This window comes from Tunturiibacter gelidiferens (assembly GCF_051013345.1).
In the GTDB taxonomy this organism is placed as follows: domain Bacteria; phylum Acidobacteriota; class Terriglobia; order Terriglobales; family Acidobacteriaceae; genus Edaphobacter; species Edaphobacter gelidiferens_A.
The window spans coordinates 4066913-4084479 of the sequence record NZ_CP132939.1 but is presented as its reverse complement, the minus strand read 5'-3'; the positions used below and the strand labels follow the sequence as shown (position 1 = coordinate 4084479).

The window sequence follows — 17567 nt, the reverse complement described above, 5'->3', positions numbered from 1 at the left end:
ATCAGCCTTTAGGCCGATGAAGCCGACAGCACAGATACCCAAATGAAGGGTACCGATCAGCGCCAGGGAGCGGTTTCAACTCTTGGAGGTGTGTGAACCCGACACGAAGAAAATTAAGTGGCAGCACGCCAGAATTAAGCTAATATCTTCGGCAACAACTCGCTCCACATTCTGGCACGTCTCGAGATCAACCCCCGCGATCCGGCGAACCGAAGGTGTAAGGCACACGGCATTTGGTCCTTGTGTGTTGAGGAGGTCCCCCATGAAGCGCATTCTTGCCTCGTTGCTGCTACTTCTGCCCGTCTCCCTCACGGCAGGTGCGGAGCAGCTGATTCCAGCCGGTTCGGTCATGCAGTGCATGGTCTCCGACAAAATCTCTTCCAAGACCCTCCACCTCGGCGACCCCATCCTCTGCCAGCTAAGCCGCGTCGAGATGTACGGCCGCTCCGTCTTCCCCTACGGAAGCTTCCTCGTCGGCCGCTTTGAAGACTACAAAGATCCCGGACACTTCGTCGGAAAGGGCTGGATGGAGCTCAAGTTCGATCGCATCGTCGTAGGCAACGACACCGTCATCCCCATCTCCACCCGCGTCATTGCAGACTCAGGCAAAAACCGAGTGGACTCCAACGGCAGGATCCTCGGGACCGGACACGCAACCCGCGACACCATCGAGTGGCTGATCCCGGTTCTCTGGCCGATCGACCTCATCAACCTTCCCCGCCGCGGACCCTACCCCGTGCTCAAACCCGAGACCCGCCTCACCGTCAAACTACTCGACGACGTTGGCATCCCCACCAAGTCCGAGGTCCAGCATCAGCCGGAGATGATCTCCCGCTTCAACTACGCCGACCCCACCCCGGCGCCGGTCCAGCAGCAGCCCGCACCGATTGAGCGGTCGTACCCTCAACCGGTACAGCAGTCCTACGCGCCCCCACCGTCATACCCCCAACAGAACCCCTCCGTGGTTGTAGTCCAGGCCCAGGCACCCGCCCCAACCTACATCCAACAGCCCGCTCCCGTAGTCGTGCAGCCCCGGCCAGCCGTGATCTACGGCTATCCGCCTCCACCACCGCCCTACGGCTACTACCCACCCCCTACGGCTACTACCGCCCCTACTAGTCGCCTGAACCAAATCTTTGCTCCAACATCAAAGCTTCGATCGAGTCCGTTATCGATCGAAGCTTTGATGTTGTCAGAGTCTTTCTAAAGCTGCTCAGGAACAATCCACTTGAAAAGATAACTCCTGTCGCTTCTTAGTATCTATAGGACAACTCTCCAGTTCACACAGAATAGTCAGAATCCAGAAAGTGGACGGTTTATGGGCTTCTGCCTTTCTTTCACTTTTCCTATTTTGCTTCGTTGTATCTAGTGCAGAGGGGAAAGGGCTGGTCTACGTCAGTCGGGTCGTAATAGGCACAAAAGTTAGTGATGTAAGAGACATTCGTTCCAACGTCTGTGTATACGATTTGGGACAGAATAAAGAAAATTTCCCCTTATTTTTCCAGTCCGAGAAAGCCCTCTCAGATACGTCGTACGTGAGAGTGGAGCTGAAGGGCGCTCCGGGAAGAATATAAGCCAGACTTGTTTGTTGGCCTGTGACACTTGGAAACAGCGGCAGAGACTTGAAAACTGCCGCCTCATAGATGGCTTTACTAGAAGCTGGACGTTTTCCCGAATTAGTTATATTGATGGTGATCTTAGCCGTTTTCCCCTCCACAAAGTTATCAACCCTGTAGCTACTGACACCAACCCAAGGCCGCTCAGACTCAATAGAATTATCAACAGCCTGTTTAGCGTAATCAGCGGATCTCTGTGCCTGCACTGCCAATCTGTTTGTGGCGGTGGCCTGGGCTGTTGCCTGTCTGATGAGCGCGTCAGTTTTGGCGAGAGACTCAACCATTTTACCCACTTGTTCCTTAGCCTCATCAGCTTGCGCTTTAGCGGCTTTAGCTTGGGTATCAGCAGCGGTGGCCAACGCTTTAGTGTCTTCTCCTCCAGTGTGCATCTCCTCCCATTGCCTGTTGAATATGACGGCCTGCCAAATGGCAACACCTACAAGACAGATGGTGAAAAAAGCTACGGCTTTATCAGTCCATTTTGGTTGATCCTCTTTAGTCTTGTTCTGTTCTTCGTAGGAGGAATGGGAACTTGGTACAACTTCTGCCTCATAGGCACGAATAGGTTTGGTTGGGTCAGATTGATTCTGTATTTGCTCTGTCAGGCCTTTGAAAGCGTCTTGCTCTGTCATGGACTTCTTCTTTCGGACCCGATAAACCCTTCTAGGTCACCTCAGAAGGATAGACAAGAAGCAGGCAATATCGAGAATAATTTTGACTGTATAGCGGTAAGGCTGAGACCATCTGAATTATGGAATGGCTGGACGATACCAGAGAATTCTTTCGGGACATGTTTCGTCATTGGGTGGGAATTGTGAGCGGGATATTTTCTATCCTGACTGCCCTATTTCAATTAAATAGCCCATCATACTTCTCAGGTGATAAAGGACTAACACATTCAAGGGTTCTTTTCGCTCTTCTCTCCATAGCCGCATTTTTCCTAGCGTGTCGTTCGGCGTGGAATGAAAAGCGAGTAGCACTACACAAGAGTGCAGAGGAATTGGACTCTGCCATCGACACTAACCGTCCCGAAGTCACGGCGGAGTTCACGATGGGACCGACCAACCACACCTTTATGGGTGGTGGACCCCAAGTTAAGGTCATCAATCGGGGTTCTAGTGATGCGTGGAGTCTGCAAATCGAAGATGCAGTTATAGGGAATCACATAGTCTCTTTCAATTGCCCACCCATTCTGGAAAAGAATAAGCCATTTGAGGCGAACTGCTCCATCAAGGGAATGAATATCAACTTCTCCAATGGACTTGAACGCCTCCTCCACGCACAGGCACAAGAGCAGATAGGTAAGGAAGTGGCTCATGGTGAAGGAGTAGAGGTTCACCCTGACAGTTACAAGGTGTCCTTCGATCTAAACGTCAGATGGGAGGACAGCCGAGGAAACATGTTTACTTCACTTGGAAGAGTCACTTATTTGTACGCCAACAGAATCGCAAGAACAGAGTTCCCATCCGGTATTCGCAGACTGCCTAAGGAGAGTCTGCACAAGTTCTGCATCGCTTGCCTGATTGATTAATCTGATAGCTGCGAGGAGATTGCGATGAAGCAGCAGAGTCTGTCGAGTCAGGGTGTGTTTGAGAAGTACGGGCGGAAGAGTCGGCGGGAGTTGTTTCTGGACGAGATGGAGCAGGTGGTTCCATGGTCTGCGCTGGAAGCCCTGGTACGACCGCACTATGCGAAGGCGGGCAAGGGACGGCAGCCGGTAGGGTTGGCGATCATGCTGCGGACTTACTTTGTGCAGCAGTGGTTCAATCTGTCGGACCCTGGGGTGGAAGAGGCGTTGTACGAGTCTGCGGCGCTGCGGCGGTTCGTTGGCGTGGACCTTGGGATTGCGCCTGCGCCGGATGAGACGACCATCCTGCGGTTCCGTCATCTGCTGGAGAGGCACGAGCTGGGCGGGTTGATGCTGGATGCGGTGAACGTGCATCTGGATGCCAGGGGCATCCGGATCGCGACGGGCACGATTGTCGATGCGACCATCCTGCATGCGCCTTCGTCGACCCAGAACGCGAGTGGCGAGCGCGACCCGGCGATGCACCAGACCAGGAAGGGCAACCAGTGGTACTTCGGCCTGAAGGCGCATATCGGCGTGGACGCGAGGGAGGGCATCGTCCACTCTGTGGCGACGAGCGCAGCCAGCGTGGCGGACTGCCACATGTTACCGGAACTGCTGCACGGCCAAGAGCGTAAGGTGTGGGGCGACGGCGGCTATCAGGGCCAGACCGACGCCATCCAAGAGGCCGCTCCGAAGGCACAGGACATGACCTGCAAGCGGACGAAGTTCAAAAACTATGTCGACGAGTTACAGAAAAAGAAGAACCGGAGTAAGTCGAGGGTGCGGGCCAAGGTAGAACATCCGTTCCGGATCCTGAAGCGCATCTTCGGCTTCGACAAAGTGAGATACAGAGGCATCGCGAAGAACCATCACCGCCTGTGCGCGAACTTCGCGCTGGTGAACCTGTACCTGCACCGCAAACGTCTGGCAGTCCTTGGGCAGTAGTGCGCCTGGAAGCCCCGGAAAACGGGCGGATGCGCGTTCCAATTAGCCCTCCAACAGCATCAAACCAACCAAAACCCGCGCATCTTCCATGCCCACTCCCTGACCCCAGAAAGTCAGACGCCTACGCAGAGGTTCCCTAAGTCAGAAAGGGACAATCACGCCGGTAGATGAAGATGAATTTAAACGTCTGCCTTTGGCGGGCAACAAGGTGAGCTTAGCACCCAGACAGACAGCTCCCATTGCCGCGTGAAACGTCATGACGGAAGTTGGCAGAGCGGCTTATCCCCAATAAACCTGTCAAGCCCCCAACTCACAAAACCCGCGTCAGACGCGGAGATTCACGTGGCGCATGAGTTACCGTCCACCCTCTATAATGGAAGTAACCGGCAAACACACAGCCACTCCAAAGTACGAGTGTGTCCATGCCCTAAGAATTGACGCGAAGTATCTCGTATATCTGCAACAAAATAGGTATTTTGTGCGTAATCGGTTTGCTTTCTATATTTTAGCGGGATACCCCGGCTGCAAGTTCATGAATCGAAGAGACTTCCCTGCCAGATACCCGAGGGGGAGGGGGACGGTCTCCAGATTGAAATCCTGAGCACTTCACACCCCAATCGGGCGAACTCCACGATACACTCCACTCGTGAAGCCCTTCACTCTCATCGCATCTCTCCTCCTCACCACCCTGGCGCAGGCGCAGGACACCCCGCCTGACACCATCTACCTCCACGGCAACATCCTCACCGGCACCCATCTCCGCTCCAACGACCCATCCCCCACCCCCGCCAAAGTCCAGGCCCTGGCCATCGCCGAAGGAAAGATCCTCGCCACCGGCACCGACGCCACCATCCTCAAACTAAAAGGCCCAAAGACTAAAATCGTCGACCTCCACGGCGCCTTCGCGATGCCTGGCTTCAACGACGCCCACACCCACATGGCCGCCGCCGGAGCCCAGCAACTCTCCATCAACCTCAACGGAGTCAGATCCCTGGCCCAGATGCAACAGCGCATCCGCACCTACGCCGCGAAGGCCAAACCTGGCTCTTGGCTGGAAGGCGGCGGCTGGGACGACACCCTCTGGCCGGGGGCTAAACTCCCCACCCGAGAGGACATCGACCAGGTCACCGACGGCCACCCCTGCATTCTCGACCGGGTAGACGGCCACATGGCCATAGCCAACTCCGCCGCCCTCGCCGCCGCCAACATCACCGCCGACACCCCCAACCCCGCCGGCGCCAAAATCGACCGCGACGCCTCCGGCAACCCCACCGGGATCCTCCGCGAAACTGCCGCCACCAGCCTCGTCTCCAACAAAATCCCTTCACCTGGCCCCGAAGAGCGCACCAAAGCGCTCACCCTGGCCATCAACGACGCTCTCGCCCACGGCGTCACCAGCGTCCAGGACAACTCCGAATGGGAGGACTTCCTCGCCCTCGAAGAGCTGGAGGACGCGCACAAACTCCGCCTCCGCTTCGCCGAGTGGATGCCCTTCGACAAACCCCTCACCGTCCTCAAGGAGCGCCGCGCCAGCCACCCAACCGACGATCCGCTCCTCCACCTCACCATGCTCAAGGGCTTCATGGACGGCTCTCTCGGCTCCCGCACTGCCGCCATGGACGAACCCTACTCCGACGACCCCAACAACTCCGGCCTCCCACGCTACCAGCAGGACAAGCTGACCCAACTAGCCTCCGAACGCGCCGCCGCAGGCTTCCAACTCGGCTTCCACGCCATCGGCGACCGCGCCAACGATATGGCCCTCAACGCCTTCGGCGCCGCCGACCAGGTCGCCAACCTCCCCCTCCACCAACCAACCCCAACACCGACGCCCACATCGTCACCACCCCACCCCCTCCCGACCCCACCCCCGCCGCCCTCCGTTTTCGCGTAGAACACGCCCAGGTCCTGCTTCCTGATGACTTCGCCCGCTATGCCAGCGAAGGGGTTATCGCCTCTATGCAACCCTCCCATCTCCTCACCGACATGAAGTGGGCCACCGATCGCCTCGGCCCTGAGCGCGCCAAATACGCCTACGCGTGGAAGAGCTTCCTCGACCACAACGTCACCCTGGCCTTCGGCACCGACTACCCGGTGGAGTCCATCAACCCCTTCCGCGGCCTCTATGCCGCCACTACTCGCCAGAACGAATCCGCTACCCAGACCTTCCAGTCACAAGAAAAATCACCCTCAACGAAGCCATTTACGCTTACACCCAGGCCTCCGCCTTCGCCGAATTTCGCGAACACCAGAAAGGCCGTCTCGAACCCGGCTACCTCGCTGACCTCATCGTTCTCGACCGCGACATCACCACCGCAACGCCCCAACAACTCCTCCGCACAAAGGTCCTTAATACAATCGTGAACGGCGAAGCCGTCTACTCGCAGTCCCCGAAACCCATGCAGTCACCGAAACCAAAGGCCGGAGCGAGCAACTAGTTGCACCGCCGACTAAGCCCCACCACCCTGGCCCACCTCCTGCTCCTCGCGGTCGTCATGATATGGGGGCCACCTTCGTTTTAGTAAAAGACGCTCTTCAAGACGCCTCACCTCTTCTTTTCAATCTGCTCAGAATGGCTCTGGCCTTCATCGCTCTCGCTATCGTGAATCATCGTCAGCTGCGCCACATCAACCGCCAAAGCATCATATCGGGCTTCGCCGTCGGCCTCTTTCTCGCGGCCGGATACCAATTTCAAACCACCGGACTCGCCCGCACAACCGCCGCAAAATCAGCGCTGATCACTGGTCTGGTGGTCGTCTTCGTCCCCCTCTTCACCCTCATACCTGCGATTCGCCCGTCAGGAACGCAGCCTCCCCGCTGGACTACTGCCATTGGAGCGCTCTTGGCATTCTCCGGCCTTCTCCTGCTGACAACGCCCGCAGGAACGTACTGGAAGAATCTCCTCAGCAGCATCGGCCTGGGGGACCTTCTCACGCTCGCCTGTGCGATCGCCTTCGCCGCCCATCTCCTATCTTTGGCTCATACCTCCAAGAACGTCCCAACAGCCCAACTCGCCACTCTCCAGATCGGGACAGCAGCTCTTCTTATGGCCGTTACCCTGCCCTTAGGCGGAAGACCTCATCTCACTCTTACGCCTCGGCTGGTTATCACTCTCGCCATCACCAGTCTCCTGGCCACCGCCGCAGCCTTCACCATCCAAAGCTGGGCCCAGCAACATCTTCCCCCACCCACACCGCGATCCTCCTCACCCTGGAGCCCGTGTTCGCTTGTTTTACCTCTTTCCTCGTCCTGCACGAGCATCTAGGTCGCCGTTCTCTCCTTGGAGCCGTCCTGATCCTCACCGGCATCGGATTCATCGAGCTTTTCCCCTCCGAAGCTCCGATTCCCACCTACCCCACCTAAGCTTCACGAAGACTTTCGTCTTCTTTTTGCGTCTAATCACATTGTGGAACCGACCTCACCTCAGGACAAACCACAATATCGCCTAGCGACTATACTTAAATCTCATGCCGCGCACACACTCCGGCGCACAGCAACACACAACACTGAGGTCAAGACCTGCTAATGGACACACCCAAAAAGACTCCCGCCACTCTGCTCGAGCGCATCCGCACACATCGCCTGACCACGACGTTCACCCTTCTTGCCACGTTGTCGGTCGGTATACTCGCCGGTTCCATTCTTACGCGCAATGTCAGCGGCAAAGAGCAGTCCGTGGTCAACTCGACCGATGCGAAACCTCTCGTAATTCCCTCTCCGGTGACGCTCTCCAATGGCTTTTCCCAGATCGTCAAGCAAGTTGGCCCAGCCGTAGTCAATATCAATACAGAAGAGCTGCCGAAACCATCAACCAGCAGACGTGGCAGACGCGGCACGCAGAAAACACCCCAGCCAAACGACCCTAACGGGGACGACGACAGCCAGCAGTCCCCAGGGGACATGCAGGATTTCTTCAATCGCTTCTTCGGTGGGCAAGGCGGTGACGATGGTGACGGCGGCGCCGCTGGCGAACGCCGCGCACTCGGTTCCGGCTTCATCGTCGATCCCCGCGGCTACATCATCACCAACAACCACGTCGTCGACAAAGCCGACAAGATCTACGTGAAGCTCTCCACCGACCCAGACGGCGGTCCCGGGGACGAAGGCCGTCCCGCAACTGTGATCGGCGTCGACAAAGACACCGACATCGCCGTTATCAAGATCGATAGCAAGGAACCGCTCCCCACCGTCAAGCTCGGCAACTCCGACGGCGCACAGGTGGGCGACTGGGTCCTCGCCATCGGCAGTCCCTTCGCCCTTTCGAAGACGGTGACCGCAGGGATCATCTCCGCTAAAAACCGCAGCATCGACGAACCCAGCCCCAACGGCGTCTCTCAAACCCAGTTCCAGCGCTTCATCCAGACCGACGCCGCCATCAATCCAGGTAACTCCGGCGGCCCACTCGTCGACATGGCCGGTCAGGTTGTAGGCATGAACACCGCCATCTACACCCAATCCATGGGCTCCCAGGGCGTGGGATTCGCCATGCCCGCCAATATCATCGCAAACGTCTACAACATGCTCATCGGACCGGAACACAAAGTCGTTCGCGGCTCCATCGGCATCCAGTTCCAGGTGGCCCAATCCTCTGCCGTCAACCGCGTGTATGGCTTCTCGAGCGGCGTCATCGTCGGCGTCGTCACACCAAACGGTGGAGCAGCAAAGGCCGGCATTCAAGCAGGCGATGTCATTGTCTCGATCGATGGTCGCAACATCAAAGATGGCGACGACCTGGTCAACGACATCTCAGCCCGCCACGTCGGCTCGACCGTGAAGCTCGGATACCTGCGCGACGGCAAGCAGAACAGCACGAATGTCGTCATCGGAGATCGCGCCAAGACATACGCTGACATCTCCGGCCAGCCCGACGACTCCTCCACCCCGCAGGAGACCGACGCAGGAGAGGGCAAACTCGGCATTACCGTCACTGCAATTCCCACCTCCTTATCAGCCAAAGTAGGAATCAAGGGCGGTGTTATCGTCACCAACGTCCGCCCGGGCTCCTTCGCTGACGAGATCGGACTGGGCAAAGGAACGATCATCACAGCAATCAATCGCAAATCCGTAACAGATGAGGCCAGTTATCGAGCCATTGTCTCCACGCTAAAATCGAAGGATGACGTTGTTTTCGTCATACAGTCTCCTACCCAGAAAAACCTTAACTCCTATGTGGGCGGCACATTGCCGTAGAGACATCCTGAGGTCCAACCGAACCGAGGAAGGAGTGATTCTGATCAATCTCAGCATCGCTCCTTCTTCGAACGGTCGAAGGATTACACAAACCCCAACCCAAAAATGTATTCCCATTAGTCAACCTTTTTGTTGCCACACACGTTACTATCGGGGTACTCTACTCTCAACATCGACGACAGTCTCGGTATCATCGACCGATATTTATCCTAAGGTGATGTTTAACTATGCAGTTTGGCAGATCACTTCTAACCTCGACGCTGCTTTTGGCAACCGCAATGCCATGCCTGGCATTGACTCACTCGCGTCGTGGCCCCACATCACCTAAGGTATCGAATAAGCACGCAAAATCCGCGAAACCAGCAGGACAGCGAACCATTGATGACGCGCGAGCAACCCAGATTCAGACTTCGCTCATCAAGTCCGGCTATCTCTCCGGCGAGGCATCAGGCCACTGGGACTCCGAGACCCAATCGGCAATGCAGAAGTTCCAGGGAGATAACGGCTGGCAGACAAAGTTGATTCCCGACTCCCGAGCCATCATCAAGCTAGGGCTTGGCCCCGAGCAGAATTCCAAAATGAACACCGGTACTTCCGCGCTGGCCGCTCCCGCGGCATCCCCGGGCTCAAGTTTCCTGGAACGATAGAAACTTTCTCACGCAAGAAAAGAGGGCCACCCGGCCCTCTTTTCTTTTCTACAAGACCTAAAGACTTCGTTGCTATTGGACTCTGATGGTAAAGACGTGGTCTTTCACATCCTCATGCGACACCGGCAAACTACCGGCTCTCCCCACAGTGCCGCTCTCTAGCCACATCCTTAACCAGTAGTCCTGGTGAAGTCGAACCAGACGAGCAGCGACCGGCTGTTTCTGTTCTAGAATCGCGGTGATTCGTGCCGCCATCGAATCCTTATCTTCAGCTGTCTCCAGTTTTGTCTCCACTCCTTCACATGCAAGGAGCTTGCTTCGAGCAGCCCCGAACTGAGCCCCATCCACAACTCCACTCTCAACCTTCAACTCCGTCATCTGTTCCATCGCCAGCGCCGAGGATGCATCCAGATTATCCACGAAACCTAAATATAGAATTCGTGAGCCTGCCACTCTCAGCGGCAGCAGCCCGAATTTTTCAACGAATACCTTAGGCATCACCAGAGCCATCGACTCTGGAGAGAATCCCTCAGTCGTCAGCACCGGACATCCCCACTGCATGCTCAACCCGCGGGTGATCTGCTCGGCCTCCACGCCGCACTCGCTCAGAAGCCATTCGCCGATCTTCCCAGTCCCGTTCTCCCGCTGTGCCGCCAACGCCTTTTGAAGCTGGGGATGAGTAATCCATCCTTGCGCCAGCATCAGCAGACCGAGAGGAACTCTGTGCCGGTGCGGAGACAGAGCGGCTGAGGTTCCTCCATCACCCAACTCGCGACGGACTGCCGCGTGCACCATCGCTAGCACACAACGTCCGCTGCACCCCCATTGCCCCTCGAAGATCGGCCTGCGTCGATTTCTCCAGGGCATCTTCCAACCGCCTTCACACTCGAAGTTTCCGCACATCCTCCGCTGCGAGGTCTTCCCCGCTGCAGCCGGAAGACCATACCCCCCAAGTCCCGCAAGCTCATTCGACGGCCTGTACTCATCCTCCTGCCAGGCCACTCCATTTCCTACCCTCAAGGCGCTCGGCATCAGTGCGCTCACCTTCATCGCTCCCGTCTTCTTCGTTAGAAAAGGCATCGAATGCTCTCCAGTCTCAGTTGCGGCGTCGCCACTTCAGTAATGCGCAGAGCGAAGTTGCCGCTGACAACAACCACCTCGCCCCTAGCCACAATCCTGTCTCCCACTACGAGGTCCACAGGCTCGGACACATGACGGTCCAACTCCACCACGTCCCCTGGTCCCAACTCCAGGACCTCCCTCAAGGACATATCGCGCGAACCGAACTGCAACGTCGCATCCAGCTCGATGTCACTCAACAATCCCATTCCCGGCTCAACCCCAGCAACCTCACCAGAACCCATCACCTTCTCCATGTCCCAATCCTTTCCTAGTTCACACTCATCGTCTCGACCGCGCTCTGAGTCTCCAGAGCACCGTTCCCGCTATCGTTATCGATACCGCCTTCCAGCTGGGCACCGCGATGCTCACCAGTTCTTACCGGGTGCGCTCTGCCAAACTGCAAACCACCAACCCGTAACTCCGAGATAGAGTGCCTCGCCAACGGGAGACGCAAAACCATCCCCGGCTCCAGAGCCGCCAATTCACTCGCTCTAAGCCGCATCGAGGGAAACTGTAAGGCGGCGCCGAACTTTACCCCACCCACCAGCTCCCGCATCCTCGCCTGCGCTTCTTTCGACCGCCTCTTTGGACGATCCCCCTCAGAGATCAACCGCCGCAGAATCGCATTCAAGACAACTGCCGGCAGACATATATTCATAGCGCCCTGAGCCTCAGGCATGCGCGCCTCGAAGCTCACGCACAGTGTCTTTTCCCCGGAAGTCAACATCCGGGACACCGCCGGCTCCGACTCTCGCTTCTCAAAGACAAACTCCAGACCGACCGACTGCCACGCCAGGTTCAGCTCCTGCACCGTCATCTGCACCACAGACGTCAGAATTGCGTCTTCAATATCCGTTAGCTCCCGCGCCGGCCACGCACGCCCTGCCCCGCCCAGCAGAACATCTACGATCGGCGACGCCAGCGCAAGCTCCAACTCCAGCAACCCAACCGCTCCCAGTGGCTCCAGCCGAATCGAACAGATGTAATTCGGAGAAGAGAGTCGTTCCAAAAATTCACTGAAAGGAAGCTGCTCCCCCGCGACCAGCTTCATCTTGAACGGAGTCCTCAACCACGCCCCCAGGGTGTGCATCAGGTTCCTCGCAAACAGATCGTTCACCGAACTGATCGCTCGCATCTGATCGTTGCTGATCTGCCCCGCGGTGCTGAAGTCATACTGCTCCAGCGGCACCTCGGTTTCGCCACCCTCAGGTTGAGTTGAAGCATTCCCCCGGCTGCCGCGAACAGCGCATCGATATCTCCCTGCCCAAGCTGCTTTCCCATGCATTCCTTTCTTTAGTTAGAGATCTCTCACGACGACTCAATCAGAGCGTCAACGTGTTCCAGCCTTGCGCTTCGAAGCCTTGGCTTTTACAACCCCGGCAGAGTCTCCTGGTCGCAGACTCGCAAGCGACGCCCTCAGCCTCAGCACTGCCGACGAGTGGATCTGGGAGACCCTCGACTCCACGACGCCCAACGTTAGTCCAATCTCTTTCATCGTCAGCTCTTCGTAGTAGTAAAGCGTCAACACCATGCGCTCCTTCTCCGGAAGCTCGTCGATCGCGTCCGCAAGCCGCTGCTTCATCTCCCCCTTCAAGCAGCGAAACAGCGGATCGTCCTCAGGCGCACCAGGAACATAGGCGAGCTCCTCATCCCCGGAGTCCTCCGAGCGCTCCATGTGCAGGCTTCCGATCTCGAGCCCCTTCAGATCGCCCAGCAGCGCCTGGTACTCCGCCAGGGTCAGCGCCATCTCCCGTGCAATCTCCTGTTCCGACGGTGCTCGTCCGACGCGTTGCGTCACCGCACGAATCGCCTCTTCGACCGCCCTGCCCTTCCGGCGCAGCTCCCTCGGGCTCCAGTCCAGCGTCCGCAAAGAATCAAGAATCGCCCCGCGAATCCTGAACTGCGCATAGCTCTTGAACTGCACCTTCTTCTTGTGGTCAAACTTCGTGAACGCATCGATCAACCCAACGACACCGGCCGAAACCAGGTCATCCAACTCCACATGCTGAGGCAGTCGTTCATGGATGCGTCGCGCCAGATAACGCACCGTCGGCAGATGCTCCATCAAAAGCAGGTCCCGTTCCGTCGCGCTGCCATTCCCCTGTGTCGTCAGTTCCTCTCCAATGAACGGAGCGAAAGTTCCCGCCTCAGCAAGACCTGTCACCTCGTCAAATCGTGCGGCTTCCAGCGACGTCCACTGCTCGCCGGAGAGCTTTCCCTTCGGCAACTTCTGCCCCACCTGTACCGGAATCGAACTCCCTGTGTTCATACTTCCTCCATTCGTCATCTACCGCTACTGTCTTGCCGCCGTACTACACACCATCTCTACCCAACCGTGCCAATGCTTCGTACCCGAATCTCCGGCGGAATCTCTCCTGGCGCCAACACTGTCACCTTGGGCAGAAACGGCTCAAGCCAACGCCGCACGTGATAACGGGCTGGACTCGGACATAGAAGCACGGGAAGTGCCGAGGTCGAGGCGCCTCCGGTTAGGCGTTTCACAGATTCCACCAACCGCTTCAAAAAGTCCGACCGCATCCCCGCTGGACGCGCACCATCCCCCAGCAGCAACCCGGCTCCCTGGGGATCGAAGGTCTGCTGTAACTCGTTCTCCAGCTCCGGATCAAGCACCAGCACCTTCAGGCCGCCCTCGTTATCCAGCAGCGAATGCACCAGCCCTCTCCCCAACGACTGCCGCACACTCTCCACCAGGTGAACCACGTTCTTCGACTGCTGCGCCGCCTCCACCAGAATCTCGAGGATCGCTCCAAGATCGCGAATCGAAACCTGCTCGCGAAGCAGTTGCTGCAGCACTCGCTGAACCTCCCCAAGCGTCATCAGCTTCGGCACCAGCTCTTCCACCAGCTTCGGATGACTCTCATTGAGGCTGTCCAGCAGACGCTTCACCTCCTGCCGCCCCAGCAGCTCATGCGCATGCCTGCGAATCAACTCGCCAAGGTGCGTCCCAATCACAGTCGTCTGGTCCACCACCGAGTAGCCCGCAGCCAGAGCCTGCTCTTCCAACCCCGGCTGAATCCACCGCGCCTGCACGCCAAACGCCGGCTCCTTCGTCTCCACACCAGGCAGCACCCGCGCCTTAGGATCCGAATTCACAGCAAGCAACCAGTTCTGCTCCGTCTGCCACCGCGCAATCTCAATCCCGCGAAGACTCACCACATACTCCCGAGGCTTTAGCCGCAGGTTGTCCGTGATATGAATCGGCGGAACGATAAACCCAAGCTCGGTCGCCAGATGCCTCCGCAGCGCGCGGACGCGGTTGAGCATCTGTCCACCCTGCTTCTCATCCACCATCGGAATCAGCTGGAATCCGATCTCCAGCGTCAGCTCATCCATCTTCAGCAACGAAGCCAGATTCTCGCCCTTCGCCGCATCGCCCGCCTTCGCCTTATCACCCTTCGCATTCGCTCCAATCGCCTCTTCCGCTAACAGCAGAGCGGCATCCTTCGCCGCAGGCAGTCGCCGCGCAATCAAGCCAACGCCAACCGCCAGCAACACAAACGACAACTTCGGCAGTCCAGGAATCAGAGCCAGTCCAAGCAGCACGCCGCAGGCGATCCACAGCGTATTGCGCCCCTTCAAAAGCTGCGTTCCCAACTCTTCATCGAGCGAACCCGCAGAAGAAGCCCGCGTCAATACCATGCCGCCGGCGATCGAAACCAGCAGGCTGGGGATCATCGTCACCAAACCATCGCCCACTGTCAGAATCGTGTAAGTCTTCACTGCGGTAGCAAGATCCGTGCCATGCTGCAGCACCCCGATCAACAATCCAGCCACAATGTTGATCGCCGTAATCAGAATCGTCGCCAGCGAGTCACGCTGATTGAACTTCGCCGCACCATCCATCGCGCCGTAGAACTCAGCCTCCCGCGCAATCGCCTGTCTCCGCTTCCTCGCTCCCTGCTCATCGATCAGACCCGCGTTCATATCCGCATCGATCGCCATCTGCTTACCCGGCAGAGCATCGAGGGTGAACCGAGCCGTAACCTCTGCAGTTCTCACCGCACCATGGCTCACCACAAGAAACTGAATCGCAATCAACGCAAGAAACAGAACCAACCCCACAACATAGTTCCCGCCCACCACAAACTGCCCAAACGCCTCAATCACCGCGCCGGCAGCGTGTGTTCCCTCCTGTCCATGCAGCAGAATCCTCCGGCTCGAAGCCAGATTCAACGACAGCCGAAACAGTGTCAGCAGCAAAAGCAGCGTAGGAAACACGGAGAAGTCCACCGCTCTCCGCACCTGCACGGCTGTCAAAAACACAATCACCGAAGCCGTAATGGAGGCAGCCAGCAAAATATCCAGCACCACACTCGGCACTGGAATAATCATGACAAACACCATGCTGATAGCAGCGACCGGCAGCATCAACGTCTGCAGCTTCGCCATCTGAAAACCACTATTTTTCTTCATCACTGCTTCACTCACATCCCACCTCCAAAGCCACGCATTCCAACCATCCCAGTCGTTCCAACATTGCCTCTCCCATCGAGCAGCCTTCCCGCCAGCTGAGCCTTCTGCTCTCTCTCTTTCGCCTGGCGATCCTGCCGCACCCGCTCCTCAACCTTCTGCCGATACAGAAAGGCCAGAATTCCAGCCACCGCCGCATACAGATCGAATGGAATCGACTGCCCCGGCTCGACCATCTTGTACAAACTCCGCGCCAGCGGCGGATTCTCAATGATCGGAACCCCGGCCCACCGAGCCTCTTCGCGAATCTCCGCGGCCAGCAGATCGCGCCCCTTCGCCAGCACCGTCGGCGCCGACATCGTCTCGAAGCTGAACTCCAGCGCCACCGCATAGTGCGTGGGATTGGTGATCACCACACTCGCCCGCGACATATCCGCCTTTACCTTGCGCTTGCGCATCGCCCGCTGGATCTGCCGTATCTTCGCTCTGATCTGCGGATTGCCCATTGCATCGCGAACTTCTTCGCGCATCTCCTGCTTGCTCATCTTCAGCCGCTGATTCCAACTCCTCCACTCAATCGCATAGTCCAGCGCGGACCACGCCAATGTCACCCAGGCCGCATCGAGCGCCAATCCATACGCCGCAGAAAAAGTCGCCGGCAGTCGCAGCAGGCTCATCACCGGCATCGGAATCATCAACGCCTTCAACGCTCCCCAACCCAACACGACCATGACCGACGCAGGTACCAGCGACTTCACCAGCCGCGTCGCCGACCGCAAGCTAAAAGATTTCCTAAGTTCGTAACCGGATTCAGCTTCGAAAACTTGAACTCCACGGCACTCGGGTAGATTTGCACCCCACCGCTCTGCGCCACGCCCGACACCAGAGCTCCGGTAAAGCTCGCCGCCATCACCAATCCCACCGGCAGCAGCGACGGCACCAGGATGCGTCGCACCGCGACATTGAAGAGCTGTTCTCCGTTCTGCCCGTTCAAACCGCCCGCACTTGTCGTAGCAGAACGGAGGCTCTCCTGATACACCTTGCCCCAGCTAGCAACGAACCCGTTCGACATCGCCCCAAGCATGACGACGCCACCCAGCATCGCCATCGCCGACAACAACTCGCGGCTATGAACGCTGTCGCCCTTCTCCTTCGCCTTCTTCTTTCGTAGTGGCGTAGCCTGCTCTGTACCTTTATCTGCCATGAGGGTTTCCTCTCATGCAGCAACCCACTCTTTTCTCAATCGCCATCACGACTCTCATGCCCGCACCAGCATCCTTGCCGCAGCATCCAGCAGAGCCGTGAAGTGCCGCTCAATCCATCCAGGCCACACCGCAAGGCTCGCGATCAAAACCACATACGACACCATCGTCTTGATCGGGACACTAATCACAATCGAAGGCAACTGCGGCGACAGTCGTGCCACCAATGCAATCGTTACCTCCACTGCCAACGCAGCCGCCATCACAGGAGCAGCAAGTTGCACCCCCGCCAGAAAGATCCCACTCGACATCATGGCCAGAGCCACTCCAGTTTTTGCCTGCATTACTGCCTGTCCCACAGGGACCGCAGAAAAGCTCCTCACCACCGCAGCCAGCAGGCTCCGATCGAGACCCGAGCCAATGATCACGAGTACCCCAAGCCAGCTGAGCATCTGCCCCAACACCGCCGTCTCGATCATCGAATTCGGATCCAGCAGATTCACCAGCGAAAAGCTGAACTGCAACCCCAGCAACGTTCCCGCAAAGGTCAACGCCTCGTTCAGCAACATCAGGGACAGTCCAAACAACAGGCCCACGCTCAACTCGCCTAGCAGCGCCCTCCCATCAAGCACGGCACGCGCTCCCGGAACAGTCGCCACCGCGGGCGCCAGCAGAATCGTCATCGCAAACACAAACCCAACCTTGACCCGCGGCGCAATCGCTGAGGAGGAGAACACCGGAGCGAAGACCATCAGCCCACTCAGCCGCACCATCACCAGTACCGCTGACGACAGGTACTGGGGCCAATCCGCCATCAATCCACTCACTTCGCGATTCATAGCGC

14 protein-coding genes and 3 pseudogenes are annotated in these 17567 nt (G+C 57.7%); 9 read left to right on the top strand and 8 right to left on the bottom strand.

Annotation, left to right across the window (positions count from 1 at the left end):
• Positions 1–262 precede the first annotated feature (262 nt).
• Complete coding sequence (locus RBB80_RS20470) at positions 263–1207, top strand: hypothetical protein (protein WP_433964254.1); 945 nt, start codon at positions 263–265, stop codon at positions 1205–1207.
• Positions 1208–1390: 183 nt separating this feature from the next.
• On the opposite strand, the gene RBB80_RS20465 is transcribed toward RBB80_RS20470, so the two are convergent.
• The gene (locus RBB80_RS20465; RefSeq protein WP_433964253.1) at positions 1391–2248 is read right to left on the bottom strand and encodes a hypothetical protein; all 858 of its coding nucleotides are present in this window, start codon (positions 2246–2248) and stop codon (positions 1391–1393) included.
• A gap of 119 nt (positions 2249–2367) precedes the next feature.
• Here RBB80_RS20465 and RBB80_RS20460 point away from each other — a divergent pair, with 119 nt between their 5' ends.
• From RBB80_RS20460 to RBB80_RS20425, 8 genes and pseudogenes are all read left to right on the top strand, one after another.
• Positions 2368–3147, top strand: coding sequence for a hypothetical protein (locus RBB80_RS20460; RefSeq protein WP_433964252.1), 780 nt, complete (start codon positions 2368–2370; stop codon positions 3145–3147).
• Positions 3148–3171: 24 nt separating this feature from the next.
• The gene (locus RBB80_RS20455) at positions 3172–4131 is read left to right on the top strand and encodes an IS5 family transposase (RefSeq protein WP_433964127.1); all 960 of its coding nucleotides are present in this window, start codon (positions 3172–3174) and stop codon (positions 4129–4131) included.
• Between the two features lie 646 nt (positions 4132–4777).
• Entirely contained in the window at positions 4778–6025 is a 1248-nt protein-coding gene (locus RBB80_RS20450; protein ID WP_433964251.1) for an amidohydrolase, read from the top strand.
• Positions 5968–6225 (top strand): annotated as a pseudogene (locus RBB80_RS20445) (amidohydrolase family protein); the annotation flags it as partial. The gene RBB80_RS20450 and the pseudogene RBB80_RS20445, both read left to right, overlap by 58 nt.
• A complete protein-coding gene (locus RBB80_RS20440; protein ID WP_433964250.1) occupies positions 6171–6569 on the top strand; it encodes an amidohydrolase family protein in 399 nt (132 codons plus the stop codon). The pseudogene RBB80_RS20445 and the gene RBB80_RS20440, both read left to right, overlap by 55 nt.
• A 62-nt stretch (positions 6570–6631) precedes the next feature.
• Positions 6632–7494, top strand: a pseudogene (locus tag RBB80_RS20435) (DMT family transporter).
• A 162-nt stretch (positions 7495–7656) separates the two neighbouring features.
• Positions 7657–9321, top strand: a complete 1665-nt coding sequence (locus RBB80_RS20430; protein WP_433964249.1) for a trypsin-like peptidase domain-containing protein — start codon at positions 7657–7659, stop codon at positions 9319–9321.
• 227 nt (positions 9322–9548) lie between these two features.
• On the top strand, positions 9549–9968 hold the full coding sequence (locus RBB80_RS20425) for a peptidoglycan-binding domain-containing protein (protein ID WP_433964248.1): 420 nt from the start codon (positions 9549–9551) through the stop codon (positions 9966–9968).
• Positions 9969–10040: 72 nt separating this feature from the next.
• Here the strand turns inward: RBB80_RS20425 and RBB80_RS20420 are convergent, their stop codons facing one another.
• The 7 genes and pseudogenes from RBB80_RS20420 to RBB80_RS20390 all read right to left on the bottom strand — a co-directional run bounded on the left by RBB80_RS20420 (position 10041) and on the right by RBB80_RS20390 (position 17562).
• Entirely contained in the window at positions 10041–11048 is a 1008-nt protein-coding gene (locus RBB80_RS20420) for a hypothetical protein (RefSeq protein ID WP_433964247.1), read from the bottom strand.
• Entirely contained in the window at positions 11036–11344 is a 309-nt protein-coding gene (locus RBB80_RS20415) for a FliM/FliN family flagellar motor switch protein (RefSeq protein WP_179583845.1), read from the bottom strand. The genes RBB80_RS20420 and RBB80_RS20415 overlap by 13 nt, the downstream gene beginning before the upstream one ends.
• 14 nt (positions 11345–11358) lie before the next feature.
• Entirely contained in the window at positions 11359–12375 is a 1017-nt protein-coding gene (locus RBB80_RS20410; RefSeq protein ID WP_433964246.1) for a flagellar motor switch protein FliM, read from the bottom strand.
• 45 nt (positions 12376–12420) lie between these two features.
• Positions 12421–13359 (bottom strand): sigma-70 family RNA polymerase sigma factor, encoded by a 939-nt coding sequence (locus tag RBB80_RS20405; RefSeq protein ID WP_433964245.1) that lies wholly within the window; start codon positions 13357–13359, stop codon positions 12421–12423.
• 56 nt (positions 13360–13415) lie between these two features.
• Positions 13416–15500, bottom strand: coding sequence for a flagellar biosynthesis protein FlhA (flhA, locus tag RBB80_RS20400; protein ID WP_433969782.1), 2085 nt, complete (start codon positions 15498–15500; stop codon positions 13416–13418).
• Between the two features lie 35 nt (positions 15501–15535).
• A pseudogene (locus RBB80_RS20395) lies at positions 15536–16725 on the bottom strand (EscU/YscU/HrcU family type III secretion system export apparatus switch protein).
• A gap of 54 nt (positions 16726–16779) precedes the next feature.
• Positions 16780–17562 (bottom strand): flagellar biosynthetic protein FliR, encoded by a 783-nt coding sequence (locus tag RBB80_RS20390; protein WP_433964244.1) that lies wholly within the window; start codon positions 17560–17562, stop codon positions 16780–16782.
• Positions 17563–17567 lie beyond the last annotated feature (5 nt).